This window comes from Bacteroidota bacterium (assembly GCA_016713925.1).
Lineage (GTDB): Bacteria > Bacteroidota > Bacteroidia > AKYH767-A > OLB10 > JAJTFW01.
Genome location: JADJOH010000002.1, coordinates 237,496 through 259,198, shown reverse-complemented (window position 1 = coordinate 259,198; position 21,703 = coordinate 237,496). Strand labels below are relative to the sequence as shown.

General features: G+C 42.5%; 11 protein-coding genes, 1 tRNA gene and 1 pseudogene. 9 read left to right on the top strand and 4 right to left on the bottom strand.

Annotated features, from left to right (window positions below; translation table 11 throughout):
• Positions 1 to 15: 15 nt before the first annotated feature.
• From murB to IPJ86_01095, 4 genes and pseudogenes are all read left to right on the top strand, one after another.
• Positions 16 to 1,032 (top strand): UDP-N-acetylmuramate dehydrogenase, encoded by a 1,017-nt coding sequence (gene murB / locus IPJ86_01110; protein MBK7885933.1) that lies wholly within the window; start codon positions 16 to 18, stop codon positions 1,030 to 1,032.
• A 389-nt stretch (positions 1,033 to 1,421) separates the two neighbouring features.
• Positions 1,422 to 1,496: transfer RNA gene (locus IPJ86_01105), tRNA-Met, on the top strand.
• 619 nt (positions 1,497 to 2,115) lie between these two features.
• Positions 2,116 to 4,049 (top strand): annotated as a pseudogene (locus IPJ86_01100) (KUP/HAK/KT family potassium transporter).
• A gap of 790 nt (positions 4,050 to 4,839) precedes the next feature.
• Positions 4,840 to 7,032 carry a glutamine synthetase III gene (locus IPJ86_01095; GenBank protein ID MBK7885932.1) on the top strand — a complete coding sequence of 731 codons (2,193 nt, stop codon included), beginning with the start codon at positions 4,840 to 4,842 and terminating at the stop codon, positions 7,030 to 7,032.
• Between the two features lie 50 nt (positions 7,033 to 7,082).
• Here IPJ86_01095 and IPJ86_01090 read toward each other — a convergent pair whose 3' ends face one another.
• The 4 genes from IPJ86_01090 to IPJ86_01075 form a co-directional block, all read right to left on the bottom strand.
• Complete coding sequence (locus tag IPJ86_01090) at positions 7,083 to 8,264, bottom strand: hypothetical protein (protein MBK7885931.1); 1,182 nt, start codon at positions 8,262 to 8,264, stop codon at positions 7,083 to 7,085.
• A gap of 56 nt (positions 8,265 to 8,320) precedes the next feature.
• Positions 8,321 to 9,748, bottom strand: coding sequence for a hypothetical protein (locus tag IPJ86_01085; protein ID MBK7885930.1), 1,428 nt, complete (start codon positions 9,746 to 9,748; stop codon positions 8,321 to 8,323).
• Between the two features lie 32 nt (positions 9,749 to 9,780).
• Positions 9,781 to 12,093, bottom strand: coding sequence for a TonB-dependent receptor (locus IPJ86_01080; protein MBK7885929.1), 2,313 nt, complete (start codon positions 12,091 to 12,093; stop codon positions 9,781 to 9,783).
• 76 nt (positions 12,094 to 12,169) lie between these two features.
• Positions 12,170 to 12,580: an EVE domain-containing protein gene (locus IPJ86_01075; GenBank protein ID MBK7885928.1), complete on the bottom strand. Its 411-nt coding sequence runs from the start codon at positions 12,578 to 12,580 to the stop codon at positions 12,170 to 12,172.
• Positions 12,581 to 12,678: 98 nt separating this feature from the next.
• On the opposite strand from IPJ86_01075, the gene IPJ86_01070 reads away from it, so the two are divergent.
• The 5 genes from IPJ86_01070 to IPJ86_01050 all read left to right on the top strand — a co-directional run bounded on the left by IPJ86_01070 (position 12,679) and on the right by IPJ86_01050 (position 21,661).
• Entirely contained in the window at positions 12,679 to 13,572 is an 894-nt protein-coding gene (locus IPJ86_01070; protein ID MBK7885927.1) for a dienelactone hydrolase family protein, read from the top strand.
• Positions 13,573 to 14,121: 549 nt separating this feature from the next.
• Positions 14,122 to 15,501, top strand: coding sequence for a tail fiber domain-containing protein (locus tag IPJ86_01065; GenBank protein MBK7885926.1), 1,380 nt, complete (start codon positions 14,122 to 14,124; stop codon positions 15,499 to 15,501).
• A gap of 46 nt (positions 15,502 to 15,547) precedes the next feature.
• Positions 15,548 to 17,128, top strand: a complete 1,581-nt coding sequence (locus tag IPJ86_01060) for a T9SS type A sorting domain-containing protein (GenBank protein ID MBK7885925.1) — start codon at positions 15,548 to 15,550, stop codon at positions 17,126 to 17,128.
• 443 nt (positions 17,129 to 17,571) lie between these two features.
• Positions 17,572 to 19,839, top strand: a complete 2,268-nt coding sequence (locus tag IPJ86_01055) for an aconitate hydratase (GenBank protein MBK7885924.1) — start codon at positions 17,572 to 17,574, stop codon at positions 19,837 to 19,839.
• Between the two features lie 253 nt (positions 19,840 to 20,092).
• Entirely contained in the window at positions 20,093 to 21,661 is a 1,569-nt protein-coding gene (locus IPJ86_01050) for a hypothetical protein (GenBank protein MBK7885923.1), read from the top strand.
• The last annotated feature ends 42 nt before the right edge of the window (positions 21,662 to 21,703 follow it).

Here is a 21,703-nt window from a genome sequence, read left to right as displayed (position 1 = left end):
AATTATATCATACTGATGCCTGTCGAGAAGAACATATCTCTAAAACCCTACAACACTTTTGGCATTGACGTCAAAGCAAAATATTTATTAAGCATTGACAGCACAGAAAACTTACGCGAAGCACTCACCGACGATCATCTGAAACACCAGGACCGCCTCATCCTTGGCGGAGGAAGCAATATCCTCTTCACCCGCGATGTAGATGGACTGGTATTGCTCAACCGGATTTCCGGAATTGAAATAATACGCCAGGACGATCAACGGGTTTGGGTACGAGCCGGAGCAGGAGAGACCTGGCATGATTTGGTGATGTGGTCTATAGAACAAGGACTGGGAGGAATGGAGAACCTCAGTCTGATTCCCGGTAGTGTAGGAGCGGGGCCCATGCAAAACATCGGCGCGTACGGAGTAGAACTGAAAGATTCTTTTTATGAACTGGATGCCTTGCAACTGGACACGATGGAAATCCGTAAGTTCTCTGCTGCCGATTGTAAATTCGGATACAGGGAGAGTGTTTTTAAGCATGAACTGAAGAATCGCTTTTTTATCACCCATGTCACTTTTTGCCTGAGCAGGAATCCGCAATTAAATACTTCCTATGGAGCCATCGCACAGGAGTTACAGCATATGGGTATAACGGTGCCGGGGGTACGCGATGTCAGCAATGCCGTCATCAACATCAGGCGCAGCAAACTCCCGGATCCAAAAGTATTAGGTAATGCCGGCAGTTTCTTCAAAAATCCGGAAGTAGATCAGCAGGTATTTGATCAACTCAAAGCAGCCCATCCTAACGTTGTTGGCTATCCGACCCTTCCCGGAAAAGTAAAATTAGCAGCAGGCTGGCTCATCGAGCAATGCGGCTGGAAGGGCAAGGTAGTCGGACATACCGGCTCACACAAAGACCAGGCCCTGGTGCTGGTCAACTACGGAGAAGCCACCGGCAAGGAAATCTACGAACTCGCCCTGAAAATCCGCGACAGCGTCATCGAAAAATTCGGCGTCAGAATTGATCCGGAGGTGAATGTGTATTGATTTGACATATTCCATTCGTTATGTAGTGACAGGTCGCGACCTGTCACCAGCGATGTCCCGGGTTGTATATTCTGTATGTAGTGACAGGTCGCGATGTGTCACCCCTTCCGTAATGACAGGTCGCGACCTGTCATTACGGAAAGGGTGACACCGGAAATAGATTCAAATACCACGAAAAATTTTCATTAAGTATAATTTAAAATCGAACTAAACATTTTCTAAGAAGTGTTGAAATTCTCTATTGAAATCAATTATTATTGATTAATCATTTGAAAATCAAATTGTAATATTCTATTTCTCTAAAAGCATTGGATTTGGTTTAGTTATTCTTAACTTTGCACCCCGCTTAAGGATTTTTAGGTTTTTAACATAGCACAGAAAACATACAGTGCGGGGTGGAGCAGAGGTAGCTCGTTGGGCTCATAACCCAAAGGTCATAGGTTCGAGTCCTATCCCCGCTACCAATAATCCCTGGAATTTTCCGGGGATTTTAATTTTATAGGAACCTTCAATAACTCATTATACTCATACCTGCCACCGTGGACATAGGTTCGATCCCGATAGCCATCGGGACTATCCCCGCTACCAATAATCCCTGGAATTTTCCGGGGATTTTAATTTTATAAGAACCTTCAAAAACTCGTTAGTGTTAGAACCTTCAAAACTCGTTACGCTCATACATGCCACCTTGGACATAGGTTCGATCCCGATAGCCATCGGGACTATCCCCGCTACCAATAATCCCTGGAATTTTCCGGGGATTTTAATTTTATAAGAACCTTCAATAACTCATTATACTCATACATGCCACCTTGGACATAGGTTCGATCCCGATAGCCATCGGGACTATCCCCGCTACCAATAATCCCTGGAATTTTCCGGGGATTTTAATTTTATAGGAACATTCAAACCCTAAACCTTAAACCATGAAGCAGAATCGCTAAAAAGCGATACGCTTCATGGTAAACTTTAAACCTTGAACTTTAAACCTTAAACCATGAAGCAGAATCGCTAAAAAGCGATACGCTTCATGGTATACTTTAAACATTAAACTACTACATTTGCACCTCGGTTTTCAACCCCTTGAGCTCCCATACCTCACATCAGAAAATTACGGCCGCCGGATTATTGGTGACTTTGGGTATTATTTATGGTGATATCGGTACTTCGCCGCTTTATGTGATGAAGGCGATAGTGGGGAAAGGACCCATTGAAACTTCAGTGATTTTAGGGGGACTTTCCTGTATTTTCTGGACAATTACCCTGCAAACTACCCTGAAGTATGTCATCCTGACCCTTCGTGCTGATAATAAAGGAGAAGGTGGTATTTTTTCTTTATACGCCCTTGTGCGTCGACGAAAAATTGCCTGGCTTGTTTTTCCGGCGCTGATTGGAGGTAGTATGATGGTATAATCACGCCGCCCATTTCCGTGGCATCAGCAGTGGAAGGGTTGCAGGCGATTCGTCCGGATATTCCAACCATACCCATCGTGATCAGTATTATCACGGCTTTGTTTGTGATCCAGCGCTTCGGGACGAACTTCATAGGGAAGTTCTTTGGTCCGGTGATGTTACTTTGGTTTGGGATGCTGGGGGTGCTGGGTATTTTAAGTATTGGAAAAGATTTTACAGTTTTTAAGGCGATCAATCCCATGTATGCGGCCGATTTGCTGTTCGATCATCCCGGGGGATTTTGGTTGCTGGGGGCGGTCTTCCTTTGTACAACGGGTGCCGAAGCCTTATATAGCGACCTCGGACATTGTGGTAAGAAGAATGTGCGATTGACATGGGGTTTTGTGAAAGCCATGTTGCTGTTGAATTATTTCGGACAAGGTGTCTATTTAATGGAGCATAATGGACAAACACTGGATGGTGGTAATCCTTTTTATCTGATTATGGCGGATTGGTTTTTGCCTATCGGTATTGGCATCGCTACTGCCTCCGCAATTATAGCTTCTCAGGCGATGATCAGCGGTTCCTTTACGTTGATCAACGAAGCCATCCGTTTAAATTTCTGGCCGAAGGTGAAGGTGGTTTACCCTTCTGATTTGCGCGGACAATTGTATATCCCTTCCCTCAACTGGTTGCTTTATGCAGGTTGTATCGCAGTGGTGCTTTATTTTGAAGAGTCTTCGAAGATGGAAGCGGCCTATGGTTTAGCTATAGTCACCACTTTTTTAATGACTACCATCTTATTGACGAATTATCTTATTCTCTACAAGTATCCCAAAATTCTGGCCTATGTATTATTGCCTGTTTATCTCACCATTGATTTTAGCTTTCTGGCAGCGAATCTGGCGAAATTTTCTCATGGCGGATGGGTGACATTTTTGATTGCCAGTGTCTTGATTACGGTAATGATTGTGCTTTATTATTCAAGGAAGATCAGGAACAAACTGGTAGAGTTTGTGAAAGTGGATGAGTTCCTTCCCTTGCTGGAGAAGCTGAGCAGCGACACCACTATTCCAAAGTACGCCACGCATCTTGTCTACCTGACCAGCGCCAATTATGTGAATGAAATCGAGGAGAAAGTAGTTCATTCCATTTTATATAAGCAACCCAAGCGTGCTGATATGTATTGGTTTGTGCATGTGGATGTGTTGGATGAACCCTATACCCTCGAATACAAAGTGACCGAGGTGATGAAGGATAAGCTGATGCGTGTTGATTTTAAAATTGGTTTCCGTATTGATCCAAGGATTAACCTGATGTTCCGTCATGTGGTGGAAGACCTGGTGAAAAATAAGGAAGTAAATATCGTTAGTCGTTACCCTTCTCTGGAGAAACGTCACCTGACCGGCGATTTCAGATTCGTGGTGATGGAGAAGTTCCTGAGCGTAGACAATGATCTCCCCTGGCGCCAGAAAATTATTATGGATCTGTATTTCCTCATCAAGCGCGTCGCCCTCCCTGAAGAAAAAGCTTTCGGACTCGATACAAGTACAGTAGCCGTAGAGAAAGTTCCGCTTATCGTGAGACCCATTATCGGTCTCAAACTCAAAAGAATTGAGCGATAAATCTGCTCACTCTCCAACCACATTTTTCAATCCTTATGTAAGATTAATCATCTTTTGCCCTTTTTCACAGGCCGATCCTTCTTTATATTGATCCTCTCAAATTCTTTGTTTATCGCATTGAGGTAAAGCAGGACACGCTATCACTACACATCTCCCCGCCCTCGCCCTTAATCCCCTAAAATTTTCCAAAAAAGCCAGATCACCCCAAAAAATCCTGACCATTTCCATAAAAAACCTCTTTTTATTAACCATCCCCCCTAAAACAACAGGGGTATGTTGAAAAAAAACACCTTTTTCTTGACACCACCCCCCAAAATCTCATACATTTGCCCCGGATTAATACTAAACTCCCAATCCAACCTCCCCATCTCCCCACAAAGCCATCTCCCCACAAAGGCATTTCGCCTCAAAGGCATCTCCCCAAATAGCAATCTCTAAACAAGCCTTCGCTCAATAAAACACTCAATCAATATAGCATTCATTAAATCATAACATCTTCAAATCTTCAAATTAACCCATCTTCAAACCTGTCTCCCGACAGGGAGATTAACCCATCTCCCCACAGCCATCTCCCATCATAACAATCATTCAACATAGCAATCCCAAATTATAGCATTCATCCAAGCATACATTCATTCACAAAGCATTCACCCTCGCATCTCATTATCAAATCTTCAAATTAACCCATCTTCAAATCTTTAGCGAGGCGTTGCTCGCGATCTCGAGCTAAAGCTCTCGACAAATCATAACATCTTCAAATCTTCAAATTAAAAAATCTTCAAATTAAAAAATGGCTATCCTCCGCTTCCGCGCACTAGAAAAATGTATCAACCGCACTCCCGTTGTGGTGGTTCCTCCTGCAGGAAAAGTTTCTGATTATTACGCAGTAAATGTCTTCGACAAAGAGAAGATGCATAAATATCTCAGCAAAGAGGTGTTTAAGCAGGTGATGGAAGCGACTACCACCGGTCAGCGTATCGATCGCAAAGTAGCAGAACTCGTGGCAGCAGCGATGAAGAACTGGGCCGTGAGCATGGGCGCGACACATTATACACACTGGTTCCAGCCTCTAACGGGTACCACAGCCGAAAAACACGATTCTTTCTTTGAACTCAGTGATGAAGGTCGTGCGATCGAAGCATTCAGCTCCAGCGCGCTTGTGCAGCAGGAACCGGATGCCTCTTCCTTCCCCAGTGGTGGTATTCGCAATACGTTTGAGGCGCGTGGTTATACGGCCTGGGATCCCAGTTCCCCGGCGTTCATCATGGACAGTCCCTCCGGAAAGACGCTCTGCATCCCTACTATTTTCGTTTCCTATACCGGCGAAACCCTTGATTATAAGGCGCCATTATTAAAAGCACTGCATGCCCTTAATCAGGCTGCGGTTCCCGTTTGTCAGTTCTTCGATAAGAATGTCACCAATGTTTGGTCGACGCTTGGTATTGAACAGGAATATTTTCTTGTTGACATCGATATCTACAACGCTCGTCCCGATTTGGAAATGACAGGTCGTACTTTGTTTGGTGCAGAGGCAGCGAAGGGACAACAACTCGAAGACCATTACTTCGGATCTATTCCCGACAGAGTGAATTCGTTCATGGTGGATTTCGAAGTGGAATCATTGAAGCTGGGTATTCCGCTCAAGACACGTCACAATGAAGTAGCCCCATCACAATTCGAGTGTGCGCCGGTGTTTGAAGATATCAATCTCGCCGTGGATCATAATCAGTTATTGATGGATCTGATGGATAAGGTAGCGCGTCGTCATAATTTCAAAGTGTTGTTGCATGAGAAGCCTTATGCGGGCATCAACGGTTCCGGTAAACACAATAACTGGAGCATGACCACCAATACCGGCAAAAATCTGCTCTCACCGGGTAATTCACCGAAAAGCAATCTTTGGTTCCTGACGTTTTTCATCAACACCATCAAAGCGGTACATGAACATGCGGACCTCCTGCGTGCTTCTATAGCTACAGCCAGTAATGATCATCGCCTCGGTGCCAATGAAGCTCCTCCGGCTATCATGTCCATCTTCCTCGGACGACAGCTCTCCTCCGTTTTGGATGAAATTGAGAAATCAGTCAACGAGAAGAAGATGACACCGGAGCAGAAGACTGCGTTAAAATTAAACATCGGTAAAATTCCGGAAATTCTCCTCGATAATACAGATCGTAACCGTACATCACCGTTTGCTTTTACAGGAAATAAATTCGAGTTTCGCGCGGTAGGTTCTTCTGCGAATTCAGCACATCCGATGACGATTTTGAATACCATCGTAGCCGATCAGTTGAAGAAGTTCCACGCGGAAGTAGAGGCCATCGCGAAGAAAGGAATTAAAACCGACGAGGCAGTTCTGAAAGTATTGCGTAAATATATTGTGGATACAAAGGCGATACGTTTTGAAGGCAATGGTTACGGTGAAGAATGGAAGAAGGAAGCGAAGAAGCGTGGCTTGAGCAATGTGACCACAACACCTCCTGCTCTCGATGCTTTTGTGACGAAAAAATCAATGGATCTCTTTGAGCGAAATGGCATCTTCAGTCATCGTGAGAACGAAGCAAGACACGAGATCATGCTCGAGACGTATATCAAGAAAATACAGATCGAATCCCGTGTGATGGGACATCTGGCCAGTAATCATATCATCCCTGCTGCAATTAAGTACCAGCATCTCCTCGTGCAGAATGTGGAAGGTATGAAAGATATCGGTTTACCGAAGGATACTTATACCACCCAATTGGAATTGATTCGTGAGATATCTGCTCATCTCACCATCATTAAAAAGAACGTCGACGAAATGGTAGAGGCCAGAAAGAAAGCGAATGCGATCGAGAATGTGCGTTCAAGAGCCATTGCTTATTGTGATAAGGTCAAAGCCTATTTCGATACGATCCGTTACCATGTCGATAAACTGGAATTGATTGTTGATGACGAATGTTGGCCACTTCCAAAAATTCGTGAGATGGTGACGATACGATAAGATCGTTTAAATTATTGAAAAAGAGTCTCTGTAAAAAGAGGCTCTTTTTTTTACACCAATTTTCTGCAAAAGTAATGTATGCTTATAGTGTAGAGGACTGATGTGATCAGGAGAATCCAAAAGCAGTGTATTGAATTTCCACTCGAAAAAGCGATAACACTACCGGCAATTTGAAGTGGAAGAAGTAATCCATTCATCAGGTCAATGTTTCTACCTTCCCGATACTTTATGAGTAAGTATTCTTTTGGAATATTGTAAAAGGAGAATAGACTAATAAGAAATACAGGTATCATTAATTCCGGTTGCCGATAGAGGTCAGCGTTAGTTGCTGCAAGCAGGAAGTATCCACCACAAGTCCAAATGAAACTAACCAGACTTCCATAGATGGTGAATTTCAAGCTATGACGATTTATTTCGCCATTGTTTAAGAATTGAAATGAATTGATTTTATTTTTCATGAACGGGTAGGAGATTTGAATGCCGGCCATCACCCATAGAAATATCATATAGAATTTTCCAAGTGCAAGCCCCGGTAGCATAAGAATTGCCGGCAAAAGAATGATTTTGTTTTTCAGAAAGGAAACCAGACTGCTGATAAAGTAGGAGGTGTTCTGTTGAATCACTGTGAAATTGACACGGGGTAATAGAGGAAATTTGAAATTTACTCCGGTAATCGTAGAATGAATTAGAAATTTTAATAGTTCTAAACCTGCCAGAATATTGAAAAATATTTCCGCTGTGAATATGCCGGGATATACGATGAGAATTGCCAGTCCGATGAGATGTAGTATCCATTCTATTATTATCCGATGTGGCAAATGAGCATCCCCGCCCGGCATGAAAAAATAACTTAAGTTGTAAAATCTGAAGAGCGACCATAGGAATCCACTTAGCAGAATGATGATCGGGATTTGGAGGAGAAATAAGGTGGAAACGCTGAGGAAGGCAATGGTTGTGCGGGCTCGAATAGCGTTTTCCCATTCTGTAAATAGATCATCATGCTGTCCCGGAGTTGCCGTATTCATGCTGTATGAAAAGTTGAAATGAATCAAATACTGAAGGAAGTAAAATAACATGTAAACCGGTAGTATTTGTCCAAGATACAGCAGTCCGAATCTGTTCGCTATGATGGCGGGTATGCATAAAGTAATCAGCAACACAGCTCCATGAGACAGAAGAGCTGTTCGAAGTGCATCTGAAATAAAGTTGCGGTATTGAGCTGACGAAGACATGCTTTGTAGTGGAAAACATGTTTACGAAAAATAAATCTGAATGTTTCCTGATTAATCTACTGCTTAATCCGATACAGTTCCCATCCATTCGGATAAGAGTTTAAAAACATCAATCTTCCCTGATTTCTAAGCGTAACATAGTTCTTGTAGGGAACAAAATTTTTATCCTGGCTGTTGAATCGGGTTTTGTTAAAGAGCAGTAAATCGCCATTCATGTAAAGCATATCAGGCGTGCTCCACATGTTCACGATTTCTTGAGGAATTTCGTAAGTTCTCAGCGCCGGGTCAATGGCATAGGTGTTTAATGTGGTTACCGGCTTTAATTTTAGCGAAGTAGCGATAACATATTCTTCTTGCTGATATTTAATGACGGGTGTAATGACTTTAATAGCAAGCAGGATTTGGATAGCTACAGCAATTACATAAACAGCTACGCGTTGATTTCTTGTGCGAAATTTGAAAATGATGAGCTCATAAGCAGGGTAAAATGCCAGCAAGGCTATAGGAAATGCGGGAAGCAGATAGCGTAAATTCTGAGCAGGTAGTCCGGCAATGAAAAGTAGAAAAAGAAAATGGCTGATGACCCAACTCAGTGGTAAACGGAATTTAAGTCGTAAACTGACGATGATGAAGAGTAAACCTATGAGGCAATAGCCCGGATGCAATAAGGTACTAATGACAAATGCAATGTTGGGTAGCGTATATTTTTCAGGATTTCCATTTAATTCAAATGTGCTGCTGAAGAGATTAAGCGCCGACCATTCTTTAAGCCAGGGATGTAACAGAAGGTTGAGCCCTTCTTGTCCTTTGAAAAAGATACTGGGTGTATAAGTGATAATGATAGCAAATATGCAAATTAACAAAATCGAGAATCTCTTCGAGACCGCTGTCCATATCATGGGTAAAACAGGAAGCAGCAGGAGAAAAGTAGCATACCGTGTTTGTACAGCCAGAACAGCTGCACATGTGGCGAATAACATCGACTGACTGCTGCGGGAATTTCTCCATTTATAACTTTCCAGAAGTGCAATCATGAGAAAAGCCATACTCAACATATCAGCGAGTCCAACCAGGGCAGCTTTTAAATAAAAGGGTGATAAAAATAAAATCAGAAAAGCATACCGTTGTCGCTGTGTTCCTTCGGGATAAATTTGATTGAGCAGACGACAAAAGGAAATATAGCAGACACCCGCCGATACAATACTGACAAACTGCAAGGCAAATAATTTGGGGATGATGAGCGATACAATAGCTCCGGCCAATGGAAAAAGAATTGGACTATGATAACTGGGCTGTGCTGCTCCTCCCGAGAGAAATGTGAAAAGCCCCTGCATGATGCGGTAGTTCTCATGCGATTCAGAGCCGTAGAGCCCGTTGAATTGCTTCCAATAACTGACAATAAACAAGACAGGTAACAGCAGAAATACCACCACCCAGTTGAACTGGAGATTGTCCTTGCTCTTATGACCTGAAGCTGCTTTCATGAATCGATAAAATTAATGAAAGCGTTTTGATTTCAAAATGTCATGTTCACGCCGAAGGAGGGAAGGAAGGGCAATTGGTTGACACGTTGATACCTGACTCTGTCAAAATAGAAAATATTTTCGCGATCATAGATGTTTATCGCACTGGCCGTTATTTCCATATTGGAGTTTTTACCGAGCACAATGGATTTTTTCAGACTAAAATCAAGGCGATGATAGGAGGGGAGGCGTTTTTCATTGAGCGGACCATAAACGATTCCCAAATCACCATTCTCGGCCAATGGGTCCGTGTACAAGCCGTCTTCAAAATTCTGATACTCGTAAAATCCTCCGGTACCACTGAACGGAAATCCGGATCCATAGTTCCATCTTACATTAAATTCCCAATCCAGCTTTTTCCCAAATGTATAGGAACCCACGAGATTGATATTATGCCGACGGTCGAAGTGAGGTCGATAGGTTCGAATTCCATCATAGCGCTCTACAAAGGTGAGCGAATATACTGCCCATAAATAGATGCGTTTTAATTCATATTTAGCTACGAAATCGGCACCATAAGATTTCCCTTCTTCCACGATGAAATCTTTCTTGAGATAATCCGGTTTGTCCGAGTAAAAACCATTGTCGGGATATACTTTATCGCGATTGATATTTGACAATTGCACAAATTGCTTGTAGAATCCTTCGATGTTTATATCAAGATGTTTAGTGACATCCATTTCCACCCCAAAGATGATGTCTCTGGCTTTTTGCAAACGGGTGGGGACTTCTTTTCCGTTAAATTGATCAGGGAGACTTTCGGGACCACTTAGAAATCCGTAAAATAAATTCACCACATCTCTGTCGGAAACGGCACTGATTAAATTTTGTGCATACATCCCTCCCGCCAGTTTAAATCGTACTTTTTCAAACGCATTGTACTTGATTCCTATGCGAGGCTCGGGCGAAAACTCCGATAGCGAAGCAAAATATTGAAAGCGTATGCTGGGTTCAATTACAATTTTCTCTCTTGAAATCCAGTAGCGTAAAAAGGACCCGAACTCTGTTGTATTTTCTATCTGCTCGTAGCTAAGTCCGGTAACGGTATTGGTAGTGAATTCTGTTCGGAATCCCAATACTTCTAATCCGATTTTCAACTCATCCTTATTGATGAAACTCGTATAATTGAAACCGAAATTGAATCCATTTACAGCACTGCTACGGGGAGCTTCATTCGCTTCCTGTTGTTTGATTTGATATTTTGAATAAGCAAATACTCCGTCAATAAGTGTATTGGAACCTTTCGGTACAAGAATGAAATTAGAACCAAAACCATTCGATTTCCAGTTGATGTCCGTCACATCTTTGAAAACGGCATTATCGGTGAAATCAAATCCAAAGAAATTTAACTTAGACCCATTTTCACCATTCATCGATACTTTCCCGTAAAAATCCTGGAAGTTAAAAGGCAATCCTTCATCGTCAATATAGTCATAAAGAATTTTCGAACTCTGATCGAGATAGGAGTTCTTGTAAGAAAGCAGGAAAGAACTACTTCCTCCGCCCTCATCTTTTTGTTTTTTGATAGGGCCTTCGAAGAGAAGCTTACTGGCAAAGGTTGTAGCGCTGATTTTGCCGCCAAACCGACGCTTGTTACCATCCCTGGTGGTAATATCCATCACAGATGAAATCCGGTCGCCGTAATCTGCCGGAAATCCTCCGGTATATACATCAGCATTACGCAGAATATCCGTATCAAAAACGGAGAATAAACCGATGGAGTGAAAGGGATTATAAACGATCATTCCATCCAATAACACTTTATTCATAACGGCGGTGCCGCCCCGAATATAGAGCTGTCCTCCCTGATCACCACTGAACACAACACCGGGAAGTACCTGCAGGTATTGCGCCAGGTCAGGCTCTCCTCCGATGGCAGGGACAGATTTTATTTCTTTCGGGGTAATCTTGGTCACCGATGCCCGCACTTCTGTTTTCTGCGCTTCTTTTTCGGCAGAGACCTCCACCGACTTAAGGTTGATGATGCCTTTTGTCACATAAATCTGTTTGGACAAGACCTGGTCGGGTGCAATTTGAATAGGAATGTTAATCGTATCGTAGCCAAAAGTACTTACGGTAAGCGTGTAACTCCCGGGAAGAACTTTTGTTATACTGTAAAAACCATTGACATCGGTAATTGAGCCGTAATCTGTCCCCTTCAGAAAAACGGGAGTAAAGAGTACGGGCTCGCCATTTTCTTTATCATAAAGAAATCCGCGCACTGAACCTGTTTGCTGTGCAACAATGGTAAAGGGCAATAGAAGCAACAGGAGAAATGACGGAATATAGAGTAGCGTTCGTTTCAAGGTGCAATGTTTAACAGGTTAAGTAATGTTTAAATGTTAAATTTTTTAGAAAGAAGATACGGTGATTCAGTAATGATTATTTTTTTTCGCTCATGGCGAGTAAGAGATCAAATTCTTCCGGCCGTAGCGATACTACTGACAATCTGTTTAGTTTTAACATTTGGATTTCTTTCAGTTTGGGTTCTGCTTTAATCGCTGAGAGTGGTACGGGGTGTTTTAATTTTTTATAAGGCTTTAAATCTACTGCAACCCAGTTTTCATCTTCTGTAGTAGGATCCTGGTAGGCAGTTTTGGTCACCTTTGCAATTCCCATTACCGCCAGATCTTCATTGCTATGATAGAATAAAACCAGATCGCCTTTCTGCATACTTCGCAGGTGATTACGCGCCTGGTAATTCCGGACACCATCCCACATGGCAGTACCATCCTTCTCGAATTGCTGCCAGGAATATTTAAAGGGTTCTGACTTCACCAGCCAGTAGTTCATAGTCGTGTTTAAGGGTGTCCGAAAATAGGAAAACTGAAGCTATGATTGAGGTTATTGAAACGGTATTCGCTATTTTTACAATCAAAATACTATTCATTATGCGCTATCCTCTGTTTATCATACTGTTGAGTTTGATTTCTTTCCAAATTACTAATGCCCAAACCACTTGCTGCTCTAATAAAGAAACTGCGAGTTTGTCATTTAAAGCTTTTGCCGGAGATGAAAAATTTATAGCAGGTCATATGCCTCCTTTACCTCTTGATTTTCAGCCTAAGGTCGGTAAAATGGTGAGTCTGAAGACGGAAGATGGTAAGGAAGCAGCGGTTTTTGAGGTGAAATCCGGTAAGTCGGAGGGAAAGGTGATCCTGGTTTTCCATGAATGGTGGGGCCTGAATGACTATATCAAGAGGGAAGCAGAGCAGTTGCATTTCGAGACCGGTGCTACTGTACTGGCATTGGATTTATACGATAAACAAGTAACCTCGGACCCCGATCTGGCGGGAAAACTAATGCAATCGCTGAAAGAAGATAGGGCAAGAAGCATCATCAAGGCTGCATTGGATTATGGCGGGAAATTTTCAAAATATCAAATGATCGGCTGGTGTATGGGAGGTGGATGGAGTCTGCAAGCCGCGTTGATGGCTGGTAGTAGAAATTATGGTGCTGTTGTGTATTACGGAATGCCTGAAAAGGATACCGCAAAACTGGCCACATTGGAAGCACCTGTGCTGGGAATTTATGCAAAAAGAGATGCCTGGATAAGTCCTGCTGTCGTTAGCCAATTTCAGGCGGATATGAAATCAGCCGGTAAATCATTGACCGTTTATAATTACGATGCGGACCATGCGTTTGCAAATCCAAGTAATCCTAAATTCGACAAAGTGGCTGCAGGAGATGCACATAAAAAAGCAGTGGATTTTATTAAAAAGAATTTTGAAGAGAAGTTAAGACCTGCTCCTGCTCCTGAAAAGGGACAAGAGGAAATGAAGTGATAGAATTTATGGCAATTTTATTAATCTAAACAGGTCCGTTTCTGATTTTTCGGTGGTTAGTATTTAATCACTTTAATATATTATTTAGGATGATTTTATCATGTTTTAAAGAAGAAGTATAGTAATATACGCTTTTTCACGTATTGATCTATGCCGTCTTGCGTTTTGATATTTGTCAGATCAAAAGCAGTGGTCAGTTAAAGTAATAAGATGTTAGGAATGTATACTTTACGTGTACAATAAGTGGCAGGAGAATCATGCCCGGGTAAATATTTACTGTGCAAACACTTTCTGATTTACGGATAGCTGTAGCGGATAGCATAAAGGTAAGTGTAACTTGAGTTCCCGAAAGTCGTTGAAATCAAACAGTGTATAAAAACAATAGCTGATATAGATTGGTGTCACCATTTACAAATTCAAACAAGCCACTTACAAAAAAGCCCTTGCCATTCCTAAAAGTACACGCTAAATTGTAGTCATGTAGAAGTATTCTTAAATAAATAATAGTAGCCTAAAGTAAAATTCTAAAAATTTAAAATGAAAACAATTATGAAATTTCAGCTTCTGCTTTTTACAGCAATGATTGTAATAAATCTACCGCAAGTGCGCGCTCAAAATGTGGGTATCAATAACGCCACTCCTGCGGCATCGGCCTTGCTTGATCTAACTTCAACCAACAAAGGGTTGCTCGTTCCCAGAATGACTTCCGCACAACGGATTGCCATTGTCACTCCAGCAGAAGGATTGATGGTGTATGAAACATCGACTGATCAGTTTTTCTTCTTTGATGGTGTTGTTTGGAAGACGTTGTTGGGTACCACTAATGGTTGGTCGGTGACCGGTAATACCGGGAACTTAGCTACAACTAATTTTATTGGGAATATCGATTCCGTTGACTTCATAGTGAGAACAAAAAATGTGGAACGTCTGCGCGTGAAAGGAAAGGGCAATGTGAGCATGGGAGTTGTAAATCCATTCGCACAATTTGACATTTTCGTGAATACCACGGGAGATACTATTATTTACAGAGGAAGAAACAATTCCTCATTGGGTACAATTACCCAGATCGGGAGTATTGAAAGATTGAAAGACTTCTCCAATACCATTGATTTGAACAATAGTGTAAACTCGGCGGGTGTTTCCATCAATCTGAATAACAATTCAACCCATGACTTCCAGTTAGCTTTTGATGATGCAGCTAAACCGGGGACCAGTACATGGACGGTAGTTTCGGATGAACGTTTGAAAAAGGATATTAGTCCGTTTAAAGAAGGGCTTGAAACGATCGGGAAAATTAATCCGGTTTACTATAGCTATAACGGCAAAGCAGCTACGCCAACGGATGCGTATTATGTAGGTGTTCTGGCTCAGGAATTACAGAAGGCAGCCCCTTATATGGTGGGATCTTTTGAATATACTCCCATTGCCCGTGAGGTGAATAAACGGGAGACCTATCTGAATGTGAATAATGGAGCTTTGACCTATATTCTTGTCAATGCAGTGAAGGAGTTAGATGAAAAATCGAATAAATTGACTCGTGCGATGAAGAATATTTCAGATTTTGGTGTAACAGAGATTGTTTCCGGAACGGAAGTAACAGTGCTGTTTGATGAAGAATTTTCAAACGCATTGCAGGGCAACACTCTGCCGGTTGTTTCTGTTACCCCTCTGAACAATGCTATTCATTTATGTGTGAAGAATATTCATCGCAAGGGGTTTACTATTTCTTCCGCTACCAAGGTTCAAAATTTATCGGTGAACTGGATGGCTATTGCAAAAATAAATCAGAAAGAATTGCAAGTGAGCAAGGAGTATTCGGAACAAGAGCAAAAGCAACTGTTGGAGAAGGTGAAGATGAAGAAGTCGGTGATTCGTACTGCTGAAGAAGATCTGGAAACTATCCGACGAAATAATGAAGTAGGAAATTAATCCGGAAAACCTGACTCTTTTAAACTTAGTTCAATAGTAATACGCAATGAAAAAAACGCAAGTCCTTCCAAGACCTTTACTGATTGGTGTATTGCTGCTGATTTCTCCACTCGCCTTTAGTCAGCTGATGACAAATAGCAATGTTGGAATTACGATCAATGCCTCAACACAGCTCACCGTAAAAGGAGATGTGCTAAATGTGGGGACATCCACCATTACTAATTCGGGCACGATTGATCTGAGTGGAAACTGGATCAATAATTCATCGAATAACTGCTTCGGAATTTCACAGGGAACTGTTATTTTCAACGGAGTGAATCAATCCATTGGCGGGAGTACTTCAACCGTGTTTAATCATCTGACACTTGCAGGAACAGGCATTAAGACCTTGTTGGTGAACACCACGGCCGGCGGAGGGAATGTGGCACCGACAGGTGTTTTATCCTTGGGCGCATTGCCCTTGCAGTTGAATTCTAAAAGGATCATTATCACCAATCCTTCTCCGCTTGCAATAACCCGAACAACAGGTCTGATAGAATCGGAGACAGCTCCTGCGTTGGGCTATGGGATCGTGCAATGGAACATCGGCACAACTGCTGCCGGAAATAATTATGTTGTTCCTTTTGGAATAATTTCACCTGCAGCATATATTCCCCTGGATTTAAATATAACAACAGCGGGTGCAGGTGCTTCCGGATTTATTAGTGCAGCAACTTATCCTACTAACGTTACCGCGGTTCCGAATAATCGCCCTTTGCCAACAGGAGTACCCTCGCTCAATGATATTTCCGGAACGGAGAACGCAAGTAAAGTAATTGATCGCTATTGGATAATGGATGCTCAGAATTTCACGACTCTTCCTGTTTCCACCCTTCAGTTCAGGTATCGTGAGTCGGAATGGGACGCTACGGGGGGAAGTACCAATCTTATCACTGAAACCGAATTGCGTGCTCAAAAGTACGATGGGTTTATCTGGAGTAATCCTACTTTGGGAACTGTCAGTACAGCGCTAAATACAGTAACCGTTACCAATGTAAATGCCTATAATAATTTATGGACCTTGGTGGCCAACAGTTCACCACTGCCCATTGAGTTACTCTCTTTTACTGCCAGGCTCTCCGAATCAAAGCAAGTACTTTGTCAATGGGTAACTGCCAGTGAACAAAATAATGATTTCTTTACTGTCGAACGAAGTGTTGATGGTCAGAATTTCGAAAAAGTGGGGATCGTGGATGGAGCCGGCAATTCAAATGGGTATTTGAATTATACACTCCCGGATCAGTATCCCTATAAGGGCGTATCTTACTACAGATTGATGCAAACCGATTTTGATGGGCGTTTTTCCTATTCAGAAATTGTTGCTGTGAATTTCAATGCCGGTAATTTCAGTATTTTTCCCAATCCATCTGCCGAATATGCCTACCTCAATTTTTATTCTGTTTCAACCGAAGAAATTAATATAAATATTTTTGACCTTGGTGGTCGAAGCGTCTTACAGCTATATAAGGACGTAACAGAAGGTGACAACTTGTTTCAATTACCCACACACACTTTTGCGAAAGGAATTTACCATGTTGTCATTTCCCGGAAGGATATTCGGGCAGTTCAGAAGCTGATCGTTCGATAGTTATTAGAGGGTGAACCGTTATGTGTTTTCATTTGTCTGATGCAATCAGATTGCCGCAATTTATCATTGTCTTTTTTGTAAAGTTAAGTTTAGAAAGTAAGGGTTTTGAGGCATCAGGTTTCAGTGCACGGAAAATAATAGACAGGAAAAGCTTTATTTACCTGGTTTTCTAAGCAATTCTCTGATGAGGTTATTGGTACGTTTGGATCAGATTTTTCTCTGTTTTTTCCTATCTTTGCAAGGTAAGAGATCATCTTTTACCGGTATATATCAATAAGTAAATACATTATATATCAAACTGTTATCCCTAAACTTGAATTCTCTGGCCTTTGGCCCTAAATTATCAAATCCCCAAAATCAAATCCCAATTGTCAAATCCCTATTTTCAATTCTGAATTCTGCATTCTGAATTCTGAATTAAAATTTAAAATACTCCATAACAAATGATATTCGACCTCGACATGATCCGGAAGGTATACGCATCCTTCCCTGCAAAAGTAGAAGCCGCCCGCAAATTGACCGGCAAACCGCTCACGCTTTCAGAGAAAATCCTCTATACGCATCTTTCAGAGCAATTACCGGCTAAGCCTTTCGAACGCGGTACCCATTATGTGGATTTTAATCCGGATCGTGTGGCGATGCAGGATGCTACTGCTCAAATGGCGCTGCTACAGTTTATGCAGGCCGGTCGTCCGAAAGTGGCTGTTCCTTCTACCGTGCATTGTGATCACCTCATTCAGGCGGAAACGGGTGCTGTAGCAGATCTGAATAAGGCGCTGGATAAGAATAAAGAAGTTTTTAATTTCCTTTCTTCTGTCTCTAATAAATACGGAATCGGTTTCTGGAAGCCGGGTGCAGGAATTATTCATCAGGTGATTCTGGAGAATTATGCTTTTCCCGGTGGAATGATGATTGGTACAGATAGTCATACCGTGAATGCAGGCGGACTTGGAATGATCGCCATTGGAGTAGGTGGAGCGGATGCCTGTGATGTGATGGCCGGGTTGCCCTGGGAACTTAAATTTCCAAAACTCATCGGCGTGAAATTGACCGGCAAAATGAGTGGATGGACTTCTGCGAAAGATGTCATCCTGAAAGTAGCCGGAATTCTTACCGTGAAAGGTGGAACAGATGCCATTGTAGAATATTTTGGTCCGGGTGCTGATAGTATCTCCTGCACCGGAAAAGGTACTATTTGTAACATGGGTGCTGAAATAGGTGCTACTACTTCTATTTTCTCCTATGATGAAAAGATGGCTTCTTACTTGCGTGGGACCAGCCGTAAAGATGTAGCAGATCTGGCGGATACCGTTCGTGAACATCTGCGTGGTGATGAGGAAGTCTATTCCAATCCTGAAAAATATTTCGATCAGGTAATCGAGATTAACCTCAGCGAACTTGAACCACATATCAACGGACCTTTTACTCCTGATCTGGCCTGGCCTCTCAGTAAATTGGCTGCTGCTGTGAAAGAGAACGGATGGCCGGCAACCCTTGAAGTGGGCTTGATTGGTTCTTGTACCAATTCATCCTATGAGGATATTACCCGTGCCGCTTCTCTTGCTAAACAAGCCGTGGATAGCGGACTGAAGGCAAAGAGTGAATTTACGATTACACCCGGCTCTGAATTGGTGCGTTTTACGATTGAGAGAGACGGCTTTCTCAACACCTTTGATAAGATGGGAGGAGTTGTACTCGCCAATGCCTGCGGACCTTGTATCGGTCAATGGGCGCGTCATACTACGGATCCTACCCGTAAAAATTCGATCATCACTTCTTTCAACAGAAATTTTGCAAAGAGAAACGATGGTAACCCAAATACACATGCCTTCGTTGCATCTCCCGAGATAGTGACTGCCCTCGCTATTGCCGGTGATCTCACTTTTAATCCGATGACGGATACGCTGACCAATGACAAGGGTGAAAAAGTAAAGTTGAAAGAACCCCAAGGTCCCGAATTACCACCGAATGGTTTTGCGGTAGAGGATGCCGGATTTCAGGCACCCGCAGCTGATGGAAGTATGGTGAAGATTGATGTGAGTCCGACGAGCGATCGTCTGCAATTACTGGATCCGTTTCCGGCATGGGAAGGTATCGATTTGAAAGGGTTGAAGCTGCTCATTAAAGCAAAAGGTAAATGTACAACCGATCATATATCGATGGCAGGTCCCTGGTTGAAATATCGCGGACATCTCGATAATATCAGCAACAATATGCTGATCGGCGCCCTCAACTTTTTCAATGAGAAAACGGATAATGTAAAGAATCAGCTTACGGGAACTTATGATGCCGTACCTGCGGTTCAGCGACAGTATAAAGCGAAAGGTATTGGTTCCATCGTTGTGGGTGATGAAAATTATGGTGAAGGTTCTTCCCGCGAGCATGCTGCTATGGAGCCGCGTCATCTCGGTGTTCGCGCCATCCTCGTGAAATCATTTGCACGTATTCACGAAACCAATTTGAAGAAACAGGGAATGTTAGCACTCACCTTCGCGAATAAGGAAGACTATGCAAAAGTGCTGGAAGATGATGTGATCGATATTCTCGGCTTAACCACATTTACACCCGGTCAGCAACTCACCGTTCGTTTAAATCATAACAATGGTACAAGCGATGATATCAAAGTGAATCATACTTACAATGAGAACCAAATCGAATGGTTCAAAGCAGGTGGCGCATTGAATATTATCCGTTCGCAGGTAGGAGCTTAATTTGCTTCCGGCTACCGGCTACCGGCATTTTTAGTTGATTGTTAGCTTTTTTATGGTTAGAGATTTAGGTATTAGAGTTAGAAAAATTCTTTTGTTCTCCCTATTGTAGCCGCGTTACATGTAACGCGGCTACAATAGGGAGAACTTTATAAGGCGGCTACTGTGGCGAGTATAAAATTTTCCAGAGGATGTTATTTGAACAATTAAACTAAATGGTATCTTTCACGTCCAACAGACCTAAAAATTAAAACTCTTGAAAAAAATTTACGCGTTACTGGTAATATGCATTCTAACCATTGACTCCAATGCACAGACAATTCCAACCTGGTCGGAGAATATTGCATGTATCCTATACACCCGATGTACTTCTTGTCATAATCCTTCGGGTATTGCGCCTTTTTCACTGGTAGATTATGCCAATGCTTCGGGAGCCGCTGCCGGTATTTACGATGCTGTTATCAATAACCGAATGCCACCCTGGCCACCGGATCCCACTTACAGGTCATTCGCACATGAAAAGAATCTGACCCCGCAGGAGAAACAATTAATCATTGACTGGGTGAGTAACGGTACTCCATTGGGGAATCCCGGTAATGCTCCGGTACCTCCGGTATATACGAATGCGGAAGTGATTCAAAACCCCGACCTGACGTTGCGAATGCCTGTCTATACTATTCCTCCCATTACTGCTGATTTATACCGGTGTTTTGCAATACCTTCCAATACGACCATTGATCAGTTTATCACGGGAGTAGAAGTGGTGCCGGGCAATCGACAGGTGGTACACCATGTGTTGGTTTTTCAAGATACCGCAAATACCACTTTGCTTCTCGATAGTCTTGATCCGGCACCCGGTTACAATGGTTTTGGTGGTGTAGGAAGTAACTCCGCTAAATTGGTCGGAATTTGGGTGCCCGGAGCTGAGCCGGTCTTTCAGCCCTTAGGTATGGGACTTTCTATTCCTGCAGGCAGCACTATTATTTTCCAGGTACATTATCCTGTGGGTTCATCTTTTCAGCAGGATTCAACGAAAGTTAATTTTGAAATGACACCCGTCCCTACGACGAGAGAGGTAACGGTAGCGCCTATACTTAATCATGGGGCACAACTGACCAATGGTCCCCTTTTCATACCAGCGGATTCTACACGGACTTTTTATTCACAACTCACCACACCTTTTAATTTGACGTTACTTTCCGTCGCACCCCATATGCACTTGATTGGTCGAAGTATAAAATCGTGGGCGGTAACTTTGCTTAATGATACCATTCCTTTTATAGATATCCCCGCATGGAATTTTATGTGGCAGGGAAATTATCAATTCCGCCAGCCATTGAGGATTCCGGCGCTTTCATCCTTTCATGGCGAAGCATTTTATGATAATACTGTCAACAATCCATTGAACCCGAGTATACCTCCGCAGGATGTCAGTCAGGGAGAAGCCACCACCGATGAAATGATGCTCATTTATTTTTATTTCCTCACTTATCAACCGGGAGATGAAAATATTATCATTGATACTTCAACAGTGATCAATACGTACAATAACTGCAATTTTGTAACTGATGTAGCAGAAGTTCGTAAGGAATTATCTGTAAACTTTTATCCGAATCCGGCTTCCGGAAAGGTGATTGTGGATTTACCACCAGGGGGCGTTGATGACATTCGCATGGTTGATATGTCCGGCAGATTGGTTTGGAGAAAGGACAAAATTACCGAGGACTTTGAGCTCACTCTGGAGGGCTATAAGAATGGACTGTATGAATTGCTGTTTCTGAAAGAAGGTGTTCTTAGCAGAAAGTCCTTGCTTATAGCACAATGAATGACAATGTATTGACACTTGCTTTGTCATTGAAGTTCAACT

Excerpts from the sequence above, each read along its gene's own strand:
- murB (MBK7885933.1), top strand. The coding sequence starts at position 16 with ATGCCTGTCGAGAAGAACATATCTCTAAAACCCTACAACACTTTTGGC.
- IPJ86_01070 (MBK7885927.1), top strand. The coding sequence starts at position 12,679 with ATGCGCTATCCTCTGTTTATCATACTGTTGAGTTTGATTTCTTTCCAA.
- IPJ86_01065 (MBK7885926.1), top strand. The coding sequence starts at position 14,122 with ATGAAATTTCAGCTTCTGCTTTTTACAGCAATGATTGTAATAAATCTA.
- IPJ86_01055 (MBK7885924.1), top strand. The coding sequence starts at position 17,572 with ATGATATTCGACCTCGACATGATCCGGAAGGTATACGCATCCTTCCCT.
- IPJ86_01085 (MBK7885930.1), bottom strand. The coding sequence starts at position 9,748 with ATGAAAGCAGCTTCAGGTCATAAGAGCAAGGACAATCTCCAGTTCAAC.
- IPJ86_01060 (MBK7885925.1), top strand. The coding sequence starts at position 15,548 with ATGAAAAAAACGCAAGTCCTTCCAAGACCTTTACTGATTGGTGTATTG.
- IPJ86_01095 (MBK7885932.1), top strand. The coding sequence starts at position 4,840 with ATGGCTATCCTCCGCTTCCGCGCACTAGAAAAATGTATCAACCGCACT.
- IPJ86_01090 (MBK7885931.1), bottom strand. The coding sequence starts at position 8,264 with ATGTCTTCGTCAGCTCAATACCGCAACTTTATTTCAGATGCACTTCGA.
- IPJ86_01075 (MBK7885928.1), bottom strand. The coding sequence starts at position 12,580 with ATGAACTACTGGCTGGTGAAGTCAGAACCCTTTAAATATTCCTGGCAG.